Consider the following 21,371-nt stretch of genomic DNA (forward strand, 5'->3'; position numbering starts at 1 on the left):
TTGTTTACGATAAATCGAAGCTGTAGTGGCCGTTAAGCCACGGTTCGAATTGAAGTAAACAGAAATTAACGAGCTGGCTTGCTTGTATGGGAAAAGCGGTTAAAACGGCAACCGTGACCGGAGTCGGCACGAAACTGCCGCGCGACGTTTGGAAAAGGTAAGATTTGAACATGAAAGCTGGTTCAAGGTTTTTGAACGCGGTGTCGGCGGCTGCGCTGTCAACAAGCATTGTTGTTTCCGGCGCTGGTGTTGGGTTGCTCGCAGGCACGTCCGTTGCAGAAGCTGCGGTCATCAATCGTGTCGAAGTGCGCGGCGCCACGCGCGTCAGCGCTGAGACGGTTCGCGCCAACATCACGATCGTTCCGGGCAAGAGCTTCAACAACACCGACATCGACGCTTCCGTGAAGCGCCTGTATGCGACCGGCTACTTCTCCGACGTCAGCATCAACGTTTCCGGCGGCACGCTGGTCGTCAGCGTCAGCGAGAATCAGCTCGTCAACCAGGTCGTCTTCAACGGCAACCGCAAGATCAAGGACGACAAGCTGCAGGGCGTTGTGCGCACGCAGCCGCTCGGTCCTTATAGCGAAGCGACGGTTGAGACGGACATTCAGTCGATCAAGGACGCCTATGCGGCGATCGGTCGTGGCGATGTCACGGTGACGACGCAGGTCGTTCCTGTGGCCGAAGGTCGCGTCAACCTCGCGTTCGTCATCAACGAAGGCGAGCGCACCAAGATTTCTCAGATCAACTTCGTCGGCAACGAAGCGTACAGCGACGGTCGCCTGCAGTCGGTCATCGCGACGAAGGAATCGGGCATCTTCTCCTTCATTACGCGGAAGGACGTCTACAATCCCGACAAGCTGCGCGCGGACGAAGAACTGTTGCGTCAGTTCTACTACAACCGCGGCTACGCCGACTTCCAGGTCGTTACCTCGGATGCGACCCTGAATGAAGCGACCAACGAATACACGGTGACGATCACCGTCGAAGAAGGTCCGCGCTACGACTTTGGTTCCGTCAACGTCGAATCGACCGTTGAGGGCATCAACGCCGAAGAACTGAAGGGGCTTATCGTCAGCCGTCAGGGTTCGGTCTACAAGGCCAAGGACGTTCAGGCGACGATGACCGAGATCTCGAAGCGCGTCGCTTCGGCTGGCTACCCGTTCGCTCGCGTCACGCCTCGCGGCAACCGCGATCTCGGCAACCACACGATCGCCGTCGACTACCTCGTCGACCAGGGCGAGCGCGCCTATGTCGAGCGAATCGAAATCCGCGGCAACACCCGTACCCGCGACTACGTTATCCGTCGCGAGTTCGACATGGGTGAAGGCGACGCCTTCAACCAGGAAATGGTAGCGCGCGCCAAGCGTCGTCTCGAGGCTCTCGGTTACTTCTCGACTGTCAACGTTTCGACCGCTCCGGGCAGCGCCGCTGACCGTGTTGTTGTGATCGTCGACGTACAGGATCAGTCGACCGGTTCGTTCGGTATCGGTGCAGGTTACTCCGCCGGTAGCGGTGGTGGCTTCCTCGTCGAAGCTTCGATCGAAGAGAAGAACTTCCTCGGTCGCGGTCAGTACATCCGCGTCGCCGCTGGTCGTGGCGACGAAAGCCGGACGTACAACGTTTCGTTCACCGAGCCGTATTTCCTTGGCTACCGTCTGGCTGCAGGCTTCGACGTCTTCAAGAACGAAAACGACTTCGATGACGACAACTATAGCTACGAAGATCAGGGCTTCAGCCTGCGCGTGACCGCGCCGATCACCGAGAACCTGTCGACGACGCTGCGTTACAATTTCACGCAGTTCGACTATAGCGGTAACGTCGCGAAGCTTTCTTCGCCGTACGTTCGCGCGGTCGAGGGTGGCAATTGGGTTCGTTCGTCGGTCTCGCAGTCGATCACCTACAACACGCTCGACGATGCGCAGCTGCCGCATGACGGCATTCTCGCGACCTTCACGCATGAATTCGCCGGCCTCGGTGGTGACTCCGACTTCTACAAGATGACCGGTAAGGCCAAGTGGTACTACACCGTTAACGACGAAGCCGACATCATCGCTTCGCTCGGCGGTAGCGCCGGCCATATCTTCGAAACCGGTAGCGATCTGCAGGTCTTCGACCAGTTCCAGCTCGGCACCAGCGACATCCGTGGCTTCGAGCGTAACGGTGTTGGTCCTCGGGACAAGGCAACGGGCGATGCGCTCGGCGGTACGACCTACTTCACGGCTTCGGCCGAGGCGACGTTCCCGCTTCCGGGTATCCCGCGTGACAGCGGCTTCCGCGGTGCGGTCTTCGCTGATGCCGGCACGCTTTACAGCAACCAGGTCCAGATGGCCCCGGGCGAGACCGTGCAGGGCAACAACTCGTCGCTGCGTGCATCGGTCGGTGTTGGTCTGATCTGGGCTTCACCCTTCGGTCCGCTGCGCGTCGACTACGCATGGCCGATCGCCAAGGAAGATTTCGACAAGGTTCAGAACTTGAAGTTCGGTATTTCCTCGTCGTTCTGATAAGAAGCAGTCCAGAACTGCCAGAAAAGATCGTTCTGGAGTGTACATGGAACAGAACTGGTTTTTTCCGCCCCACGATGGGATCCGCCTGGGCGACCTGGCGGATCGAATTGGGGCGGAATTGGTGGATGTCGCGGTCGCTGACCGTGCTGTCCGCTCCGTAGCGCCGGTCTATCGGGCAAAGCCCGGGGACGTCTGCTATATGTTGTCTCGCAAGAGCCGTGCCGAACTCGAAACGTGTGAGGCATCGGCGATCATTTGCGATAAGACGATTTCGTCTCTCGTCCCTGCACATATTCCCGTCCTTTTGACAGCGCGCCCGCACACGGCCTTTGCGCTTGCTGGCACGTTGTTGCACGAGATTGCGATGCGTCCGGCTCGCAATACGAGCCTGCGCGGCATCGCGCCTGGCGCGTTCGTGGATCCGACCGCGCGGCTTGAAGACGATGTCGAGGTCGAACCGACGGCTGTGGTTGGTGCTGGCGCCGAGATCGGCCGCGGCACGCGGATCGCGGCCGGCGCGGTCATCGGCCCAGGCGTGCGCATCGGTCGCGAGTGCACGATTGCCGCAGGTGCAAGCGTGCTTTGCGCTCTCGTCGGCAACAGCGTGATCATTCACCCCGGCGCTCGCATCGGTCAGGACGGCTTCGGCTATGCGCCGGGTCCGAAAGGCGGGATGATCAAGATCGTTCAGGTCGGACGGGTGATCATTCAGGATCATGTCGAGATCGGCGCGAATACGACCATCGACCGTGGCACGATGGATGACACAGTGATCGGCGAGGGTACGAAGATCGACAATCTCGTTCAGATCGGTCACAACGTGCGCATTGGTCGCTATTGCGGCATCGTCAGCGGGGTCGGCATCGCCGGCAGCACAAAGATCGGCGATGGCGTCATGATCGGCGGCGGCAGCGGCGTCAATGGCCATATCACGGTTGGTGATGGCGTCCAGATCGCCGCCATGAGCGGCGTGGCGGCTGATGTTCCCGCCGGCGAACGGTACGGCGGTATTCCAGCGCGCCCGATGCGTGATTTCCTGCGCGACGTTGCGGAAATGGCCATGCGGGCAGAGGAAAGACAGAAAAAGAAGAAGGGCGGCGCGAATGAGTGAAGCAGCAACGGTTCTCGGCACGGCGGATATTCAGGAAATCCTGAAACTGCTTCCCCATCGCTACCCATTTCTGCTCGTCGATCGCATCATCGAGATCGACGGCGACAATTCGGCGATCGGCATCAAGAACGTTTCGGCGAACGAGCCGCATTTCACCGGCCACTTCCCGGAGCAGCCGATCATGCCGGGCGTCCTGCTGGTCGAGGGCATGGCGCAGACCGCCGGCGCGATCTGCGCCCGCAAGGTGGGAACCGGCACGAACCTGGTCTATTTCATGACCATCGACAATGCCCGTTTCCGCAAGCCGGTCGTGCCCGGAGATCGCGTCGAATTCCATGTCGTGAAGCAGAAGCAGCGCGGCAATATCTGGAAATTTCACTGTGACGCAAAAGTTGACGGGCAACTTGTCGCAGAAGCTGATATCGGCGCGATGATAGTCAGCAAGGAAGACGCCTGAACATGATTGCAGCATCTGCGAAGATCCACCCGTCCTCGATCGTCGAGAGCGGTGCTGTGATCGGCGAGAACGTCAAGATCGGCCCGTTTTGCTACATCGGGCCGAAAGTCGTTCTGGGCGACGATATCGAGCTTCTCAGCCATGTCGTGGTGATCGGCCGGACGACCGTCGGCAAGGGAACGAAGATTTTCCCGAACGCCGTGGTCGGCGGTGATTCCCAGAGCGTTCACCACAGCGCCGTCGATACCGAGCTTCTGATCGGCACCAATTGCACGATCCGTGAAGGCGTGACGATGAACACCGGAACCGTCGAGCATGGCGGTAAGACGGTCGTCGGCGATAACAATCTCTTTCTCGCCAACTCGCACGTGGCGCATGATTGCCGCCTCGGCAGCAACATCATCCTGTCCAACAATGTGATGCTGGCGGGCCATGTCACGGTCGAAGATCGCGTCATTCTCGGCGGCGGCTGTGCGGTCCACCAGTTCACCCGCGTCGGCCGTCAGGCCTTTGTCGGCGGTCTGTCAGCTGTCAGCTACGACGTCATTCCCTATGGCATGCTCAACGGCAATCCCGGCCTGCTGAGCGGTCTGAATGTCGTCGGCATGAGCCGGGCTGGCATCGATCGTGCAACGATCCATGTGGTTCGCCGCGCCTACAAGCAGATCTTCGAAGGGCCGGAATCGATCCGCGCCAATGCCGCAGCGATTCGCGAAGACTATATGGATTGCGCGCCGGTCATGGAAATCCTCGATTTCATCGGCGCCGAGAGCGACCGCGCGCTATCTTCGCCGCAACGCGGCAAGGCCTGACCGTGATGTCTTCTGCTGCGAGCCGCGCGGCGACCAGCGGCCGGCTCGCAATCATCGCTGGTGGCGGCGCGCTGCCTCATCACGTCGCCGAAGCGGTTCGTGCACGCGGCGAAGATCCCTACATCATCGCGCTCACGCGTGAAGCGGAAGAATCCGATTGGGTCGATTTTGACCATTCGGTTCTGGCGATCGGCGATTTCGCCAATATCAGCCGCACATTCAAAGAAGAGGGCATCGACCGCGTCGTCTTGTCCGGGTGGGTTCGGCGTCGGCCGGAGTGGCGCGATATCCGCCCGACGTTGCGGACCCTCGCAAAGATACCGTCAGTGCTGAAGACCTTGGTCTCGGGCGGGGACGATGCGGTTCTGCGCATGGCGATGCAGCTGATCGAGGCAAGCGGCGCGCACGTCATCGGCGTGCACGAGGTGGTACCCAATCTCCTGGCCGAATCGGGCCCCATCGGTGCTGTGAACCCTGACGGTGACGACCAACGCGACATAGAAGCGGGCATCGCTGCGGCCAACGCGCTCGGCGCGCTCGACGTGGGGCAGGGGGCGGTTGCGGTCGGCGGGCGTGTCGTAGCGCTCGAGGGCGCCGAGGGCACGGACGCCATGCTGGAGCGCGTCGCCGTCTTGAAGGCGGAGGGCCGCGTCTCTTCGCGCCGGCGCGGCGTTCTCGTCAAACTTTGCAAGCCGGGACAGGATCTGCGCGCGGATCTGCCGTCGATCGGCCCGTCCACCATCGCGCTTGCCGAGCGGGCCGGTCTTGCCGGTGTTGCCGTCGAAGCCGGACGGGCGCTGGTGCTGGAACGTAGCGAAGTGGTCAAGGTCGCCGATCAAGCGGGGCTTTTTGTCGCCGGAGTGGAGCGCACGTCCGGAGGTATCAGACGATGAACGCGCCACGTTACAAGCTCGCAGTGATCGCGGGTGAAGTTTCCGGCGACCTTCTGGGTGCCGATCTCGTCCGCGCGCTTCGGGCGCAAAGCCATTCCGACGTCGAACTCGTCGGGGTCGGCGGCGAGGCGCTGGAGGCCGAGGGCCTTCGCTCGTTGTTCGACTATTCCGAACTGTCGATCATGGGCTTCACCCAGGTGCTCGCCCGTCTGCCGAAGCTGATCATGCGTATTCGCCAAACGGCAAAGGCGATCATCGCAGCCCGACCCGACGCGCTTCTGATCATTGATAGCCCGGATTTCACCCACCGCGTGGCGCGAAAAGTGCGCGCCGCATTGCCGGATCTGCCCGTCATCAACTACGTCTGCCCGAGCGTCTGGGCCTGGAAGCCGGAGCGAGCACCGCGCATGCGCGGCTACGTCGATCACGTGCTCGCCGTCTTGCCGTTCGAGCCGGAGGCGATGGAGCGGCTGCAAGGCCCCCCGACCACTTATGTCGGCCATCGCCTTGCAAGCGACGCCAATGTGCTCGCCGTTCGCGCAAGCCGCCAGCCGCGCCTTGCGGGCGCCAAGGACGGGCGTGTTGAGACATGCCTTCTATTGCCGGGCTCGCGCTCCAGCGAGGTCGGTCGCCTGCTGCCGATCTTCCGCGCGACAGTCGAGGAACTCGAAGCCCGCCATCCGGGAATTCGCTTCCTGCTCCCGACCGTCCCGCGCCAGGAGAAGCTGGTGCGGGAAATTACCGCATCCTGGACGATCCAGCCGGAAATTTCCGTCGGTGCGGCCGACAAATGGGCGGCCTTCGATCGAGCCGACGCGGCGATTGCTGCTTCGGGTACGGTCATTCTGGAACTCGCTTTGGCTGGCGTGCCCGTGGTTTCAACCTATGCGCCGGATTTCCTGGTGAAGTTCCTGCACAAGCGCATCCGCATCTGGAGTGGCGCACTGCCGAACCTGATCGCGGATTTCCCGATCGTCCCGGAATATTTCGGCGAATCGATCCGCCCCGGGGCCTTGACGCGCTGGACGGAGCGGCTTTCGGGCGCAACGGCGCAGCGGGCCTCGATGCTCGACGGTTACGCGCTGGTGCAGCAGCGCATGACGACCGATCATCCGCCGGGCGAGATGGCAGCCAAGATCGTTCTTGGCTATCTCAACAAGAGCAAGCCGTAAGACTTAGCGCCGCCCGAGCGCGCGATTGCCGCAATACTTCTGAAGATGGTGCCTGGTGCAAAGTGTGCGCTAGGGTGGCGTTGTGTTGCCGCCATTGCGAGACCGGCCACAACTGGTCAGAAACGTCGATCCTAGCCTGCAAAAACAAAAGCCCGGTCATCGCTGACCGGGCTTTGTTGTCTCTGCTGATTTGTCAGTCTTAGCGCTTGGAAACCGGCACGTAGTCGCGCTGCGGAGCGCCGACATAGAGCTGGCGCGGACGGCCGATGCGCTGTTCCGGATCCTCGATCATCTCGTTCCACTGCGCGATCCAGCCGACGGTACGGGCAAGCGCGAAGAGAACGGTGAACATGGTGGTGGGGAAGCCGAGAGCCTTCAGCGTGATGCCCGAGTAGAAGTCGATGTTCGGGTAGAGCTTCTTCTCGATGAAGTACTCGTCGGTGAGCGCGATGCGTTCGAGTTCCATCGCCACTTCGAGAAGCGGATCGTCCTTGTGGCCGAGTTCGGCGAGCACTTCATGCGTGGTCTTCTGCATGATCTTGGCGCGCGGATCGTAGTTCTTGTAGACGCGGTGACCGAAGCCCATCAGGCGGAACGGATCGTTCTTGTCCTTGGCGCGGGCGATGAATTCCGGAATACGGTCGGCCGTGCCGATTTCGGCAAGCATGTTGAGCGCCGCTTCGTTGGCGCCGCCGTGAGCCGGGCCCCAGAGGCAGGCGATGCCGGCCGCGATGCAGGCGAACGGGTTGGCACCCGACGAGCCGGCGAGGCGAACCGTCGAGGTCGAAGCGTTCTGTTCGTGGTCGGCGTGCAGGATGAAGATACGGTCCATGGCGCGCGACAGAACCGGGTTGACGACATATTCTTCGCAGGGAACGGCAAAGCACATGCGCAGGAAGTTCGAGGCGTAGTCGAGGTCGTTCTTCGGGTAAACGAAGGGCTGGCCGATGTGGTACTTGTAGGCCATGGCCGCAATCGTCGGCATCTTGGCGATCATGCGCAGCGACGCAACCATGCGCTGGTGCGGATCGGTGATGTCGGTCGAGTCGTGGTAGAAGGCAGAAAGCGCGCCGACGCAGCCGCACATGACGGCCATCGGGTGTGCGTCGCGGCGGAAGCCGGTGAAGAAGCGCGACATCTGCTCATGCACCATGGTGTGGTGCGTGACGCGATAGTCGAAGTCAGCCTTTTGCGCCTTCGTCGGCAGTTCGCCGTAAAGCAGCAGGTAGCAGACTTCCAGGAAGTCGCCGTGCTCGGCGAGCTGTTCGATCGGATAGCCGCGGTGGAGCAGCACGCCTTCGTCGCCGTCGATATAGGTGATCTTGGATTCGCACGACGCCGTCGACGTGAAGCCCGGGTCGTAGGTGAACATCTTTGTCTGCTTGTAGAGCGAGCCGATGTCCACGACGTCAGGGCCGATGGACCCAGATCGCACCGGAAGATCCGCCGACTTTCCATCGAGTGTTACAACCGCGGTTTTATCAGTCATCGGACCCTCCGTCTTATGGCAACGTGGCACACAGACGTGCCACGACAATGAACGTTGCGAATTTGCTATATGATTTATTTTCGACTGCCAAGCTGTACGAAAGGCAAATTGTGCGATGCGAAAATGTGCATATGGCGACGCAATAATGGCATGTTACGGCAATAAGTCCAAAGAGATCAATAAGCTCGTCCGATGATGGTGCGGTACCATTCTATATAGGTTTGCCGCTTTTTTCGGCAGATAGCGCCTCGGTTGCAGTTGCGCTGCGTTGGTTGCATGATCGACCGCGAAGTCAGGGTCCAAAGTGCGGGCGCAATGAGCGAAACGGAAATTCGGCAAGCGTCGCTCGACGTCGAACGCGGAAGCTTCAGGCTTCCCGAATCCGATGCCGCCGTTGTCGCCGCGACATTACCTACGCGAGGCCGGTTCTTCCTGTTTCTCCGGCCATCGTGGCAAGCAATTGCGGGCCGCGCAGCTCGTTTCCGGCCTGCCGCGCTTAAACCGGCATTCCTCGCCGCGATCGAAGAGGAACGGGCATTCGGTCACGGTTTCGTGTTGATCCCGGTGTTCTTGATCTTCGGCGTGCTCGCCTGGCTGGCGCTGCCCTTCGATATCCGGATTGCCAATCTTGCAGTGCTGCTGTGCATTTTCGGAATAGCAGCGCTGGCCTGTCGGTGGCGGCTGGCGCCTTTGAGGGCTCCGTTGATTGCGGTTACGCTCTTCATCTGCGGCATGCTGCTGGTCGCGATCGAGACGTGGTGCATCGACACGGTTGTTCTCGACGCTCCGGTGACCACGAACCTGCGGGGCGTGGTCTTTTCGCGCGAGCAGGACGATCGCGGCCGCTGGCGCTACGGGCTGGAGATCGAGGAAACGAGCCGGCCAAAGCTGCGCCGCCAGCCGCTGAAGGCGACGCTGGTGACGCGGGGCTCCGGAGAGCCGTTTCCGCTCGGCGCGATGGTCGAGGGCAGGGCGCGGCTGTCTCCGCCCTCGGGTCCGGCGCTGCCCGGCCTGAACGATTTCGCCTTCGACAGCTATTTCAAGGGAATCGGCGCCGTCGGGTTTTTCTACGGCGCGCCCAAACTATCCGAGAAGGTGGCGACCGAAGAGCCCGAGGCGGCTTTCTCGCTGCGTTCGGCAGCGGCGAAAACGATGGCCGCAATGCGGGAAACGGTTGGCGAGAGGATCCGCGCCTCGATCGGCGGCGATACCGGCGCGCTTGCGGCGGCTCTGGTGACCGCAGAGGAAAGGGCCATCAGCCGGGAGACGGTCGAGGTGCTGCGACAGGCGGGGCTAGCGCATGTGCTGGCGATCTCCGGCCTCAACATGGCGCTGGCAGCCGGCACGTTTCTGATCGGCGCACGCACTGCTCTCAGCATGGTTCCGGGGCTGGCGCACCGTGTGCCGATCAAGAAGGTTGCCGCTGCCGGTGCGCTGCTGATGGTCTGCCTCTACATCCTCATTTCCGGCGGCGCCGTATCGGCACTTCGCGCCTGGATCATGATCTCGATCATGCTGGTCGCGGTGTTTTTCGACCGCATGTCGATCAGCCTGCGCAACGTCGCGCTCGCCGCAATCGTCATCGTGGTTCTCATGCCTTCGGCTGTGGCCGGGCCAGGCTTCCAGATGTCCTTCGCCGCCACCCTGGCGCTGGTTGCCGGCTACGGGCGCTGGCGCGAACGGCGCACCGGCAAGGCCGAAGCGGCTGGCGGCCGCAGCAAGGGGCGCCTCATCACCGGCGTCGCCGCAGGCATCCTCATCACCTCGCTCATCGGCGGCCTGGCAACGTCGGTCTATTCGATCGCCTACTTCCACAGGCTGCCGGCCTATGGCCTGCTCGCAAACATTCTCACCATGCCGCTGATCAGCATCGTGATCATGCCCTTCGGTCTGTTCGCCATGCTGCTAATGCCGTTCGGGCTTGAGCATCTGCCTTTGATGGCGATGGCGTGGGGTCTCGATCGGATGCTCGACGTCGCCCGGTTCGTGACGTCGCTCGATGGCGAGGTCGTGACCGGCCGCATCGGACCCATCGGCTTCGTGCTGATCGCGATCGGCGGTGTTTTTCTCTGCGTGCTGCGCAGTTGGCTGGCAATCTCTGGCATCGTGCTGATCTGTGCAGGCTTCTTCAGCCTGGCATTGGAAGATGGGAGCCGGCCCGACATCGTGATCGCCGAGGACGGACGCATTCTCGGTCTGGTCACGGATGATGCCATCGCAACGAACCGGCCGCGCCCGCCGGACTTCATATTTTCGCAATGGCAACGGGCGCTCGCCGTGGGGGAGCACGAGCGGCCGGTCATGCTCCCGCCTGCAGCCGATGATCTTTACCCGGCTATGGAACAGGCGGTCCGACGAGCGCCGCCGATCGATGGAGAGAAGGCTACGGCGATCCGTGCGGATTTTTCATCGGCCATCGAGGCAAGCCGGCCAGGTCGATTTGTCTGCCGCGACAAGCAATGGTGTGCGGCGCGCAGCGCCATCGGCTGGACGATCGTCACCCTCGAAAACCCGCGCCTCTTTCCCGCCCTGTGCGATCAGGCAGACCTGATCGTGGTCGCCGCGCGGGTCGATGTGGAAGCGTGCGCGCCGCGCCGAGCCCGCATCGTCGACGCACGGACGCTGCGCCGCACGGGCGCAATCGAAATTCGGGCGGAGCAGCAGGAAGGGCAGGGCTCACCCGTCATGCAAATCCGGCCGGCTTTCACGACGCTTGCCCGTCCCTGGGAGCGCCATCGCACCTATGATTGGCGCAGCGACACCTTCATCGAAGATCAGCCGACGCCCTGAAAACGCCTGTCCAGTTCCGGCTATGGGTGGTTGCGAAATTATTCTTGATTGATAAACTCCACAAATCCTTGTCATTCGGTTTTCCTTTGCTTAAAGAGCCCCGGAAGCGCGCAAGGGTAGCGGCGGATGACGGAAAACCCTTCGCCCTGACACGACGAAATGGACCAGTACGTGAGGAACGAGATGCCGAGACGAGCCCGATCGACGATCAATTTGTTGGCAGCCGCGATGCTGGTCCTGTCCTCCGCAGCTTCGCCAACGGCCGCCTTGGCCCAAGCGACGACGCAGGCACCCGCGGTTAATGGTACGCAAAGCGGCGCAACAGCGCCGTCCGAATCCGCGCCGACGGCAGAAAGTCAGGGCACGGCCGTAACCGTTCCGCCGGCGGAACCGGCGACACAGGCGCAGCCGACACTGCAAGCTCCTGCCGCTACGTCGGGCGAGGGGGCGCCGGTAGCCGTTGAAGGCGCCCCGGTGACGGCGGAAAGCACGCCTGGAACGGGCGAGGGTGCAGCAAGCCAAGTGTTGCCGCATGATCTTTCGCCGATTGGCATGTTCATGGCCGCCGACGTGGTGGTGAAGAGCGTGATGATTGGCCTTGCGCTGGCGTCCGTCGCCACCTGGGCGATCTTTGTGGTCAAGCTGCTGGAACTCTTTGGCGCCAAGGCGCGCCTGACGCGCGCAGTTCGCCTGCTGTCGGCTGCCAACGGCCTGGCAGACGTCAAGGGAGCCTTTGACGGCAAGTCGGGACCGGCGCCCGAAATGGTCGCCGCGGCGATCGACGAAATGGCCCGCTCGGAGGCGGTGATCGACCATGCGCCGACAGGCGGCCTGAAGGAGCGTGTTTCCTCGCTTCTGACCCGCATCGAGGTTCGCGCCGGTAAGCGCATGACAAGTGGCACCGGCATCCTGGCCTCGATCGGCTCCGTCGGCCCGTTCGTCGGCCTTTTCGGCACGGTCTGGGGGATCATGAATTCCTTCATCGGCATCAGCAAGGCACAGACGACCAATCTGGCGATCGTGGCGCCGGGCATCGCGGAGGCGCTTTTGGCGACCGCTATCGGCCTGGTGGCGGCGATCCCGGCCGTCGTCATCTACAACTATTTTGCCCGCTCGGTCGGTGGCTACAAGGTCATTCTCGCCGATGCTGCGGCGGCCGTGGAACGGCTCGTCAGCCGCGACCTCGACCATCGCCTGGCCCGCAAGGCGCAGCCGCGCCGCCAGGACTTCGGTCACACCGAGACGACCATCGCAAGGATCGGGTGACCTATGGCCGGAAAAATCAGCGACGGTGGCGGCGATCTCGATGAAAACGCCGAGATCAACGTCACCCCCTTCATCGACGTCATGCTGGTGCTGTTGATCATTTTCATGGTGGCGGCGCCGCTCGCCACCGTGGACATGAAGGTGGACCTGCCGCAATCGGCCGCAAAGCCGGCTCCGCGGGACGACAAGCCGGTCTTCGTGACTTTGAAGGCCGATCTGGCTCTGGCGATCGGCAACGATGAGACGGCGCGCGAGAGCTTTGCCGACGAGTTGAAGCGCCTGACCGAAGGCAATACAGAGACGCGCGTTCTGCTGCGCGCGGACAAAGCCGTCGACTACGGTGAGCTGATGACGGTGATGAACCTCATTCAGAACGCCGGCTACACCAAGATTGCCCTCGTTGGGCTGGAAGGCGCGCCGGGACGCTGATCCCGGCCGGCAATCGTGTTGCCTCCGCCATTCGCAGTGCAATTCCCTCCCGTTTTTCCGGCGCAGATTGCCGCTATCGCTTGAAACCGGCCGGGCGCCGATTTATGAGCTTACCTCAAAGGCTTTCCGACGGGAGCCAGAAGACGATCGTGCGTGCTTGCCCGAAAGCGGGCGCCGCGCCTATCCGGACACGAGGGCACTACCATGAATTTCGAAGCAGCGCGCACCAAGATGGTGGACAACCAGATCCGCACGACGGATGTCACGTCCCACTCGGTCCTGTCCGCGTTCCTGAGCGTGCCGCGCGAGGAGTTCGTGCCTGCCAAGATGAAAGAGCTTGCCTACATCGACACGGATATCTCGCTTGAGGTTACCAATGGCAACGCACCGCGTTTCCTGATGGAGCCGTCGCCGCTCGCCAAGCTTCTCCAGCTGGCCGAAATCGCCAAGTCCGATGTCGTCCTGGAGATCGGCTGCGGCACCGGCTACGCGTCCGCACTGCTGTCACAGGTTGCAGGTTCGGTCGTTGCGCTCGAAAGCGATGAAGGCCTCGCCGCCACCGCGACGGAAACGCTGTCTCGCCTCGGCTACGACAACATCGCCGTCGTGACCGGCGAACTCGAGAAGGGATATGCCGCCGAGGCACCCTATGACGTGATCTTCGTTCACGGCTCGGTCGAAGTCCTGCCGACCGCTTTGTTCGAGCAGCTGCGCGATGGCGGGCGGCTGGTCGTCGTTGAAGGATTTGGCAATGCTTCTCGCGCTAAACTCTATGTGCACGAGCACGGAAAGACGTCCGAGCGCCCCGATTTCAACACCGCGGTCAAGCCGCTTCCCGGCTTCCGTCGTGCACAGGAATTTGTTTTTTGAGGTCCCGCTTATTGAGGGATATCAACAATTAATTGCGTTGCTAAAATAACAATGTTGCCAATTCGCAACGCGGTACTTGTTTCTTTTTGAAATGGCTGCGCAGAGTATGGCTGCGCAGTTGTCGGAATGCTGATTCCGGGTTTCAAAGAGTGCAGTGGTAGTGATTTGCTCACCAGTGGGCGGTGTGAGCGCTTCATCGCCGTGTCTAGTTGGGGTCGCTTTTTGCACAAAGAGCGGCGCCGCGGAAATAGAGGGCAGGCTCTGCCGCCCCGATCGGAGAGAGAAGTAATGGTGTCGATTGTCCGCAAAGCGGCCCTCCTGGCCGCCGTTTCGACAAGCTTGCTGCTTGCACCGCACGCAGTACTGGCCGAAACGATCTTCGGCGCAATGGCCAAAGCCTACGCAAACAACCCTGACCTGAACGCCGCGCGGGCCGGCCTCAGGGCGACCGACGAGAGCGTGCCGATTGCCAAGTCCGGCTTTCGCCCCCAGGTGGCGGCATTCGCGTCCGGAACGCTTTCGACCATCGACAGAGAAAAGACCCTGAGCGAAGACCTCCACCAGGGACAGGTCGGCATCACCGTAAACCAGATGGTGTTTGACGGCTTTCAGACGCTGAACAATGTGCGCGCCGCTGAATCGAACGTCTTTGCGACCCGCGAATCGCTGCGCGCCAACGAGATATCGATTCTCCTTTCGGCCGCGACCATCTATTCCAACATCGCGCGCGACCAGCAGCTCGTATCGATCCGCAAGCAGAACATCGCCTTCCTTCAGGAGCAGGTTAACGCGGCGAAAGCCCGTCTCGATGTGGGCGAAGGCACCCGAACGGACGTGAGCCTCGCCGAAGCCTCGCTCGCCAACGCCCAGTCGCAGCTTATCGTCGCCGTCGCTCAGTTGAAGCAGAGCGAAGCGACCTATGTACAGATCGTCGGCGATGTGCCGCGCGGCATCAAGCAGGCTTCGCCGGCTTCGAAGGCCCTGCCGCGCACGCTCGATCAGGCCGTCGCGACAGGTCTGCGCGAAAGCCCGATCATTCTGTCGGCGCAGTACTCCGTTGATTCGGCCGGTTATCAGGTCAAGTCGGCGGAAGGCACGATGCTCCCCGGTGTGACGCTGCAGGGCCAGGTTGGCCGCACCACCGGCAATGCCAGCCAGTTCGATAGCAATGCATCGAGCATTACGGCTCGCCTCGAAGTTCCGATCTATCAGGGTGGCGCCGAGTACGGCCAGATCCGCCAGGCCAAGGAACGTCTCGGCCAGCAGCGCATCCTCGTCGATTCGGCGCGTGCGGCGGTACAGCAGACTATTGTCTCCGCCTATGCTCAGCTGGAAGCCGCGATTGCGCGCATCTCCGCCAACAAGGCGCAGATCTCCGCCGCCAAGCTGGCTCTCGATGGCGTGATCGAAGAGCGCAAGGTCGGCCAGCGTACAACACTCGACGTGCTTGATTCGCAGCAGGACGTGCTTCAGGCACAGGAACTTCTGGCCGTTGCCCAGCGCGACGCGGTCGTTGCGAGCTATTCGCTGCTTGCTGCCGCCGCGCGGCTGACCGTGAAGGATCAGGGCCTGCAGGTTGCCGAATACCGTGCCGAAGAGCACTACGAAGTGGTCAAGGACAAGTGGTTCGGTCTGCGAACCGTTGACGGTCGCTAAGGCGTCCGTTCGCATCATTGAGCACCTGCTAACGCCTCGGGTCTTCCCCGGGGCGTTTCTATTTTTTCCCCTGAAAACAAATCTGTGCAAGAATCCTAAGCGTTGATTCGTGGCGTATGTTTCGTTCGCGAACTCACTTAAGGTTTGTCGGAAATCGGCGCATGTCCAGTTTTGGGACACATGTCTGCCGCGTCAAACGAGGATGGAAATGGCACAGCTCAATGTCGCGCGTGAACCGTCGATGGATGAAATCCTGGCATCCATTCGCAAGATCATTGAGAGCAACGAACCCGGGCAAGCCGGATTTGCGCCGCAGGAGCAGTTCGAGGACGAGGGCAACGACGAGATCGAGCTGACCATCGACAGCGAGATCGAGACGATCGCCTTTGGCCGACGCGATGAGGCGCCCAAGGCCGCGTTTGTCGAACCGGTCGTGGACAGCCAGGCCGGGCTGTCGGAGCCGTCGCCGGTAGCGCAGCCGCCGCTTTCACTTGCCGATGTCGCAGCACGGGTTCGCGCCGCGTCCGAGCGTCATACGACGGGCTTTGCCGGACGTGAGGTGCCGCCTGCGCCGCAGGTCGTCGCCATTCAGGACAGTCCGGTCGTCACCTCGCGCATGGCGGCGGTTTCCGCGCCGAAAGCGCCGGTGATCGAGCCCGCTGCTGCTGTTGAGGCGCCGGCAGAGCCGGAAGTCGTAGCGCCGCCGCCAGTCGAACTCCCGGAAGTTCTAAGCGCGGTTCCGCCGGTGGCCGCCGTCGTTCCGCCGGAAGCGCCCGCGCCGGAGACGGCGCTTGCGGCGATCGTCTCGCCGGAGGTCGGCCGCAAGGTCGCTCAGTCGTTCGGCGATCTTGCCCACGCAGTGGATCAGGAATCGCGGCGTTCCTTTGATGAAATTGCCGAAGCGATGCTACGGCCGATGCTGCAGGAATGGCTCGATGACAATCTGCCGACGCTTGTCGAGCGGCTCGTCCGCGAGGAAATCGAACGCGTCGCGCGCGGCCCCCGCCGCTAAAAGCCGAATCCGAACACGAAAGAAGCCGCGCGATCGTCGCGGCTTTTTGCGTTCGTGTTGACTTGCACCGGCCGTTCCGGTTTACAAGACGCTGACATCAATCTCGTAAATTGGCTCCAAAATGCTTGATAAGACCTACGATTCCGCATCCGTCGACCCGCGTATCGCCAAGAAGTGGGACGAAGAAAACGCGTTTCGTGCAGGGGCGGGTGCCAAGCCCGGCGCCGACAGTTTCTGCATCGTGATCCCGCCGCCGAACGTGACGGGTTCGCTGCACATGGGCCACGCGCTCAACAACACGCTTCAGGACGTGCTCGTTCGTTTCGAACGCATGCGCGGGAAGGATGTGTTGTGGCAGCCGGGCATGGACCATGCAGGCATCGCCACCCAGATGGTCGTCGAGCGTAAGCTGATGGAGAGCCAGCAGCACCGCCGGCAGATGGGCCGCGAAGCCTTCATCGAAAAGGTCTGGGAATGGAAAGCCGAATCGGGCGGGCTCATCTTCAACCAATTGAAGCGTCTTGGCGCGTCCTGCGACTGGTCGCGCGAACGCTTCACCATGGACGAAGGGCTGTCCGAAGCCGTTCTCGAGGTCTTCGTTTCGCTCTACAAGGAAGGCCTGATCTACAAGGATAAGCGCCTGGTCAACTGGGACCCGAAGCTTCTGACCGCGATTTCGGATCTGGAGGTCGAGCAGCACGAGATCAACGGCAACCTCTGGCACCTGCGCTATCCGTTGGAGCCTGGCGTAACCTTCGATTACCCGGTCGCCTTCGATGAAGAGGGCAAGGCGACCGAGTGGGAAAAGCGCGATTACCTCGTCGTCGCCACGACGCGTCCTGAAACCATGCTCGGAGACAGCGGCATCGCGGTCAATCCGGAGGATGAGCGCTACAAGCCTTTGATCGGCAAGCACGTCATTCTGCCGATCGTCGGTCGCCGCATTCCTGTCGTTGCCGACGACTATGCGGATCCGACCGCCGGTACCGGTGCGGTGAAGATCACGCCTGCGCATGATTTCAACGACTTCGACGTCGGCAAGCGCGCCGGTCTGCGCGCGATCAACATCATGACGATCGAAGGCCGCATCACGATCAAGGACAACGAGGATTTCCTCGAAGGGCTCAGCGATCCGGCTGCCCTCCACGGTGCCTGGGACGAACTCGAAGGCAAGGACCGATTCGAAGCGCGCAAGATCATCGTTCGCATCTTCGAAGAGGCGGGCCTGCTCGACAAGATCGAGCCGCACAAGCACATGGTTCCCCATGGCGACCGTGGCGGCGTGCCGATCGAACCGCGTCTGACAGAGCAATGGTATGTTGACGCGAAGACGCTGGCCAAGCCCGCGATCGCCGCCGTCAAGGAAGGTCGGACCAACTTCGTTCCAAAGAACTGGGAGAAGACCTACTACGAGTGGATGGAAAACATTCAGCCCTGGTGCGTTTCGCGCCAGCTCTGGTGGGGGCACCAGATCCCGGCCTGGTACGGTCCGGACGGTCAGGTCTTCGTCGAAAAGACCGAGGAAGAGGCGCTGCACGCGGCGATCCAGCATTATCTGGCGCATGAAGGCCCGATGAAGGCCTATGTCGAGGATCTGCTCGAGAACTTCAAGCCGGGCGAAATCCTGACGCGTGACGAAGACGTTCTCGACACCTGGTTCTCCTCGGCGCTTTGGCCGTTCTCCACGCTCGGCTGGCCGAACGAGACGCCGGAACTGGAGAAGTACTATCAGACCGACGTGCTGGTCACCGGTTTCGACATCATCTTCTTCTGGGTCGCCCGGATGATGATGATGGGCCTGCACTTCATGAAGGATGCCGACGGCACTCCGGTCGAGCCTTTCCATACGGTCTATGTCCATGCGCTCGTTCGCGACAAGAACGGCCAGAAGATGTCGAAGTCGAAGGGCAACGTCATCGATCCGCTCGAACTGATCGACGAATACGGTGCTGACGCCTTGCGCTTCACGCTGGCGATCATGGCGGCCCAGGGGCGTGACGTGAAACTCGACCCGGCCCGCATCGCCGGCTACCGCAACTTCGGCACCAAGCTGTGGAACGCGACGCGTTTTGCCCAGATGAATGGCGTTACCAGCAGCGATGGTTTCATTCCCGAAACCTCATCGCTCACCGTCAACCGCTGGATCCTGACGGAGCTGTCGCGGACCATCCGCGACGTCACCGAGGCGCTCGATGCCTATCGCTTCAACGACGCGGCCGGCAGCCTCTACCGGTTCGTCTGGAACCAGTTCTGCGATTGGTACCTCGAACTGCTGAAACCGATCTTCAGTGGCGAGGACGAAGCGGCAAAACGCGAGTCGCAGGCCTGCGTCGCCTACGTTCTCGACGAGATCTACAAGCTGCTGCACCCGTTCATGCCGTTCATGACGGAAGAGCTCTGGGCGCAGACGGCAGGCGAGGGCCAGGAGCGTTCGACGTTGCTGTGCCACGCCGAATGGCCGGCGCCGTCCTATGCTGACGACACGGCGGCCGACGAGATCAACTGGCTGATCGATCTGGTTTCGGGCATTCGTTCGGTCCGTTCGGAGATGAACGTCCCGCCGGCGGCAACCGCGCCGCTGATCGTTGTCGGTGCCAACAACCTGACGCGCGAGCGCCTGCAGCAGCATGCGCAGGCCATCGGTCGTCTGGCGCGCGTCGAGCATATCGACCACGCCACTGTTGCGCCGCGCGGCAGCGCCCAGATCGTCGTTGGCGAGGCAACGGCCTGCCTGCCGCTCGGCAACCTGATCGACCTTTCCGCCGAGAAGGCCCGACTTGAGAAGGCGATCGCCAAGGTGGAAGCCGAGCGCGAGCGCATCCTCGGCAAGCTGGCCAATGAGAAGTTTGTCGCCAACGCAAAGCCGGAACTGGTCGAAGCGGAACGTGAACGCCTCGTAGAGCTCGATCTCCAGAAGGAATCGCTGAGCGTTGCGCTGACGCGCGTCGCCGAGGCCGGTTGAGGCCGTTAATCGACGGATTCAACGAGAGGGCGTTCAAGAGAATGCCTGACCGTCAGAAATCGAAATCCGCGGCAGAAATGCCGCGGATTTTTTATTTTAGAAATACAAGATAGACTTCAGCCTATCGAGATTTGGCATTGATTCGATCAGTTGAATCTGCTGCGCGGGTCATTAAGCGCGCGTGGCGTTTGAGCGGAACTTCAACGGAGTTTTTCGCTGTTCTACCGCAAAAAGCGATAATGTTGTTCAGGCGACACAGGTTTTCGATGGTTTGGAAATCCATTCTAATTCAGTGGATTTCATCCATGATTTTGAAAAAATGGTTCCGATCTGGCGCCATTGTGGCTAAATCATGAGAATCTTACGTAAATTCTGTGACCGATCGAGCCTGCTAACTGCTAGATCTCGCATTTGCGATTTCACGGGATCGTGAGAATACTTCGGCCCACACGACATGAGGTGGAATGTCGCAGTTTTGCAGTGCAGGGGGAGGAGCTGGATGGCTCACATGAATTTAAAGCGGGGTGTTCTGTCGGTAGCAGCGGGTTTGCTGTTTGCCTCCGCCGCGCACGCGGGCGGTCTTGAGCGCGGCGGTTACAACATCGATCTGCTGTTCGACCCGTCGGATTATGCGGGGGAAGCGTCGGCGACCTACGTCAATCCGCAGCGCGAATTGAAGAACGTCCGTGATACCGATACCGGGAACACCAACATCCTTACCGGGACTTTTGGTGGCGGCAATCTCAACAACAGACCGAATACTGCTGACGACACCGAGAGCTACTGGGTTCCGCGCGTCGGCGTTAAGGCAGCCTTTGGTGACAGCGTCGACTGTATGGCTGACTACTCCCAGCCCTGGGGTGCCCACACCAATCCGGGGCAGAACTGGGCCGGTGCCAACAGCAATATCGAAACCAAGGTAGAGAGCGACAACTACGCCGCGACCTGCTCCTACAAATGGGACATGGGGCCAGGCCAGTTCCGTGTGATCGGCGGCGTCTTCTATCAGGAAGTCAACGGCTTCAAGGAACGGCTGGTTCAGGATTATACAGGCACGCCGCTCGCTGGTGCCTTTACCGGCATTGGCAGGCTCGAGCTTGGAGGGCATGGCTGGGGCTGGCGCGCAGGTGCTGCCTACGAAATCCCCGAGTATGCCTTGCGAGCGAGCCTCGTGTACAACAGTGCTGTCGATCTGGATAACCTCTCGGGCTTCATCGACCTTCGCCAGTTGGGCTTCGTTGTACCGGGTGTGGGCCTTGTGACCGGTACGAAATACGACGTAAACGGTGCGGCTTCGATGCCGGACTCGCTGGAACTCAAGCTGCAGAGCGGCTTTGCACCCGGTTGGGCGGCATTTGGCTCGGTGAAGTGGACGGACTGGAGCCAGCTTCAGGTTCTGAAGTTCTGCCCCGCCACGGTCTCCCGTACTACGCCATGCACGAGCCTTGATCTTCTCTACCGTGACGGCTGGACGATCACCGGCGGTGTCGGCCACAAGTTCAATGATCAGTGGAGCGGCGCCGTCAGCCTGACCTGGGACCGCGGCACCAGCCACGGTTATGGAACGCAGACCGACACCTGGACGCTGGGAACCGGTGTTTCCTACACGCCGACCGAGAACCTTGAGTTCCGTCTTGCTGGTGCTGTCGGCATCATGACCGGCGGCAGTTCCGGTGCGGTGAAGTATGGTGACGACGTCATTGGTGACGACGTTTCCTACGATTTCGACGACGACTTTGTCGGTGCCATTTCGACATCGATCAAAGTGAAGTTCTGATCCTTCGTCATCTGATCCTGCAAGGCCCGGTTTTACCGGGCCTTTCTTATGTGTGGAGCCTCTTAACCACGCGTCCGCACTGTCCCGCAATGTGACGATTCAGCAACACTTTTAATGCTAGAGTTTGCTAGGATCAGACTCGTTCCGGCTATGTCCATTTCCCGCCAC

Annotated in this window: 16 protein-coding genes; 14 read left to right on the forward strand and 2 right to left on the reverse strand. The window is 61.3% G+C overall.

Features of this window, described 5'->3' with window-relative positions; translation table 11 throughout:
• Nucleotides 1-4: 4 nt before the first annotated feature.
• A complete protein-coding gene (locus FA04_RS35575; protein WP_162251000.1) occupies nt 5-229 on the reverse strand; it encodes a hypothetical protein in 225 nt (74 codons plus the stop codon).
• Here FA04_RS35575 and bamA point away from each other — a divergent pair.
• The 6 genes from bamA to lpxB are packed head-to-tail and all read left to right on the forward strand — an operon-like array spanning nt 171 to nt 6,952.
• On the forward strand, nt 171-2,504 hold the full coding sequence (bamA, locus tag FA04_RS06355; RefSeq protein WP_034796697.1) for an outer membrane protein assembly factor BamA: 2,334 nt from the start codon (nt 171-173) through the stop codon (nt 2,502-2,504). The genes FA04_RS35575 and bamA overlap by 59 nt on opposite strands.
• 46 nt (nt 2,505-2,550) lie before the next feature.
• Complete coding sequence (gene lpxD / locus FA04_RS06360) at nt 2,551-3,618, forward strand: UDP-3-O-(3-hydroxymyristoyl)glucosamine N-acyltransferase (protein ID WP_034796696.1); 1,068 nt, start codon at nt 2,551-2,553, stop codon at nt 3,616-3,618.
• On the forward strand, nt 3,611-4,075 hold the full coding sequence (fabZ, locus tag FA04_RS06365) for a 3-hydroxyacyl-ACP dehydratase FabZ (protein ID WP_034796695.1): 465 nt from the start codon (nt 3,611-3,613) through the stop codon (nt 4,073-4,075). The genes lpxD and fabZ overlap by 8 nt, the downstream gene beginning before the upstream one ends.
• Entirely contained in the window at nt 4,072-4,887 is an 816-nt protein-coding gene (gene lpxA / locus FA04_RS06370) for an acyl-ACP--UDP-N-acetylglucosamine O-acyltransferase (RefSeq protein ID WP_034796694.1), read from the forward strand. Before fabZ ends, lpxA begins: the two co-directional genes overlap by 4 nt.
• Nucleotides 4,888-4,892: 5 nt before the next feature.
• Entirely contained in the window at nt 4,893-5,780 is an 888-nt protein-coding gene (locus tag FA04_RS06375) for an LpxI family protein (protein ID WP_034796693.1), read from the forward strand.
• Complete coding sequence (gene lpxB / locus FA04_RS06380; RefSeq protein WP_034796692.1) at nt 5,777-6,952, forward strand: lipid-A-disaccharide synthase; 1,176 nt, start codon at nt 5,777-5,779, stop codon at nt 6,950-6,952. Before FA04_RS06375 ends, lpxB begins: the two co-directional genes overlap by 4 nt.
• A 199-nt stretch (nt 6,953-7,151) precedes the next feature.
• Here lpxB and gltA read toward each other — a convergent pair whose 3' ends face one another.
• Nucleotides 7,152-8,441, reverse strand: a complete 1,290-nt coding sequence (gltA, locus tag FA04_RS06385) for a citrate synthase (protein ID WP_034796688.1) — start codon at nt 8,439-8,441, stop codon at nt 7,152-7,154.
• 315 nt (nt 8,442-8,756) lie between these two features.
• Between gltA and FA04_RS06390 the strand changes: the two genes are divergently transcribed.
• From FA04_RS06390 to FA04_RS06425, 8 genes are all read left to right on the forward strand, one after another.
• Nucleotides 8,757-11,231 carry a ComEC/Rec2 family competence protein gene (locus tag FA04_RS06390; protein ID WP_034796761.1) on the forward strand — a complete coding sequence of 825 codons (2,475 nt, stop codon included), beginning with the start codon at nt 8,757-8,759 and terminating at the stop codon, nt 11,229-11,231.
• Nucleotides 11,232-11,414: 183 nt separating this feature from the next.
• A complete protein-coding gene (gene exbB, locus FA04_RS06395; RefSeq protein ID WP_034796759.1) occupies nt 11,415-12,497 on the forward strand; it encodes a tonB-system energizer ExbB in 1,083 nt (360 codons plus the stop codon).
• 3 nt (nt 12,498-12,500) lie between these two features.
• Entirely contained in the window at nt 12,501-12,926 is a 426-nt protein-coding gene (gene exbD, locus FA04_RS06400; RefSeq protein WP_034796684.1) for a TonB system transport protein ExbD, read from the forward strand.
• 204 nt (nt 12,927-13,130) lie between these two features.
• Nucleotides 13,131-13,796: a protein-L-isoaspartate O-methyltransferase family protein gene (locus FA04_RS06405; protein ID WP_034796677.1), complete on the forward strand. Its 666-nt coding sequence runs from the start codon at nt 13,131-13,133 to the stop codon at nt 13,794-13,796.
• A 288-nt stretch (nt 13,797-14,084) separates the two neighbouring features.
• On the forward strand, nt 14,085-15,452 hold the full coding sequence (locus FA04_RS06410) for a TolC family outer membrane protein (RefSeq protein WP_034796676.1): 1,368 nt from the start codon (nt 14,085-14,087) through the stop codon (nt 15,450-15,452).
• Between the two features lie 208 nt (nt 15,453-15,660).
• Complete coding sequence (locus FA04_RS06415) at nt 15,661-16,464, forward strand: PopZ family protein (RefSeq protein ID WP_034796675.1); 804 nt, start codon at nt 15,661-15,663, stop codon at nt 16,462-16,464.
• 121 nt (nt 16,465-16,585) lie between these two features.
• Nucleotides 16,586-19,426, forward strand: coding sequence for a valine--tRNA ligase (locus tag FA04_RS06420; RefSeq protein WP_034796674.1), 2,841 nt, complete (start codon nt 16,586-16,588; stop codon nt 19,424-19,426).
• Between the two features lie 499 nt (nt 19,427-19,925).
• Entirely contained in the window at nt 19,926-21,203 is a 1,278-nt protein-coding gene (locus FA04_RS06425; protein WP_034796673.1) for an outer membrane protein transport protein, read from the forward strand.
• Nucleotides 21,204-21,371 lie beyond the last annotated feature (168 nt).

Origin of the sequence: Ensifer adhaerens (assembly GCF_000697965.2) — a bacterium.
GTDB classification, from domain to species: domain Bacteria; phylum Pseudomonadota; class Alphaproteobacteria; order Rhizobiales; family Rhizobiaceae; genus Ensifer; species Ensifer adhaerens.

Coding starts and splice junctions, on each gene's coding strand:
- bamA (WP_034796697.1), top strand. CDS start 171: ATGAAAGCTGGTTCAAGGTTTTTGAACGCGGTGTCGGCGGCTGCGCTG.
- FA04_RS35575 (WP_162251000.1), bottom strand. CDS start 229: ATGCTTGTTGACAGCGCAGCCGCCGACACCGCGTTCAAAAACCTTGAA.
- lpxD (WP_034796696.1), top strand. CDS start 2,551: ATGGAACAGAACTGGTTTTTTCCGCCCCACGATGGGATCCGCCTGGGC.
- fabZ (WP_034796695.1), top strand. CDS start 3,611: ATGAGTGAAGCAGCAACGGTTCTCGGCACGGCGGATATTCAGGAAATC.
- FA04_RS06375 (WP_034796693.1), top strand. CDS start 4,893: ATGTCTTCTGCTGCGAGCCGCGCGGCGACCAGCGGCCGGCTCGCAATC.
- lpxB (WP_034796692.1), top strand. CDS start 5,777: ATGAACGCGCCACGTTACAAGCTCGCAGTGATCGCGGGTGAAGTTTCC.
- gltA (WP_034796688.1), bottom strand. CDS start 8,441: ATGACTGATAAAACCGCGGTTGTAACACTCGATGGAAAGTCGGCGGAT.
- FA04_RS06390 (WP_034796761.1), top strand. CDS start 8,757: ATGAGCGAAACGGAAATTCGGCAAGCGTCGCTCGACGTCGAACGCGGA.
- exbB (WP_034796759.1), top strand. CDS start 11,415: ATGCCGAGACGAGCCCGATCGACGATCAATTTGTTGGCAGCCGCGATG.
- exbD (WP_034796684.1), top strand. CDS start 12,501: ATGGCCGGAAAAATCAGCGACGGTGGCGGCGATCTCGATGAAAACGCC.
- FA04_RS06405 (WP_034796677.1), top strand. CDS start 13,131: ATGAATTTCGAAGCAGCGCGCACCAAGATGGTGGACAACCAGATCCGC.
- FA04_RS06410 (WP_034796676.1), top strand. CDS start 14,085: ATGGTGTCGATTGTCCGCAAAGCGGCCCTCCTGGCCGCCGTTTCGACA.
- FA04_RS06415 (WP_034796675.1), top strand. CDS start 15,661: ATGGCACAGCTCAATGTCGCGCGTGAACCGTCGATGGATGAAATCCTG.
- FA04_RS06420 (WP_034796674.1), top strand. CDS start 16,586: ATGCTTGATAAGACCTACGATTCCGCATCCGTCGACCCGCGTATCGCC.
- FA04_RS06425 (WP_034796673.1), top strand. CDS start 19,926: ATGGCTCACATGAATTTAAAGCGGGGTGTTCTGTCGGTAGCAGCGGGT.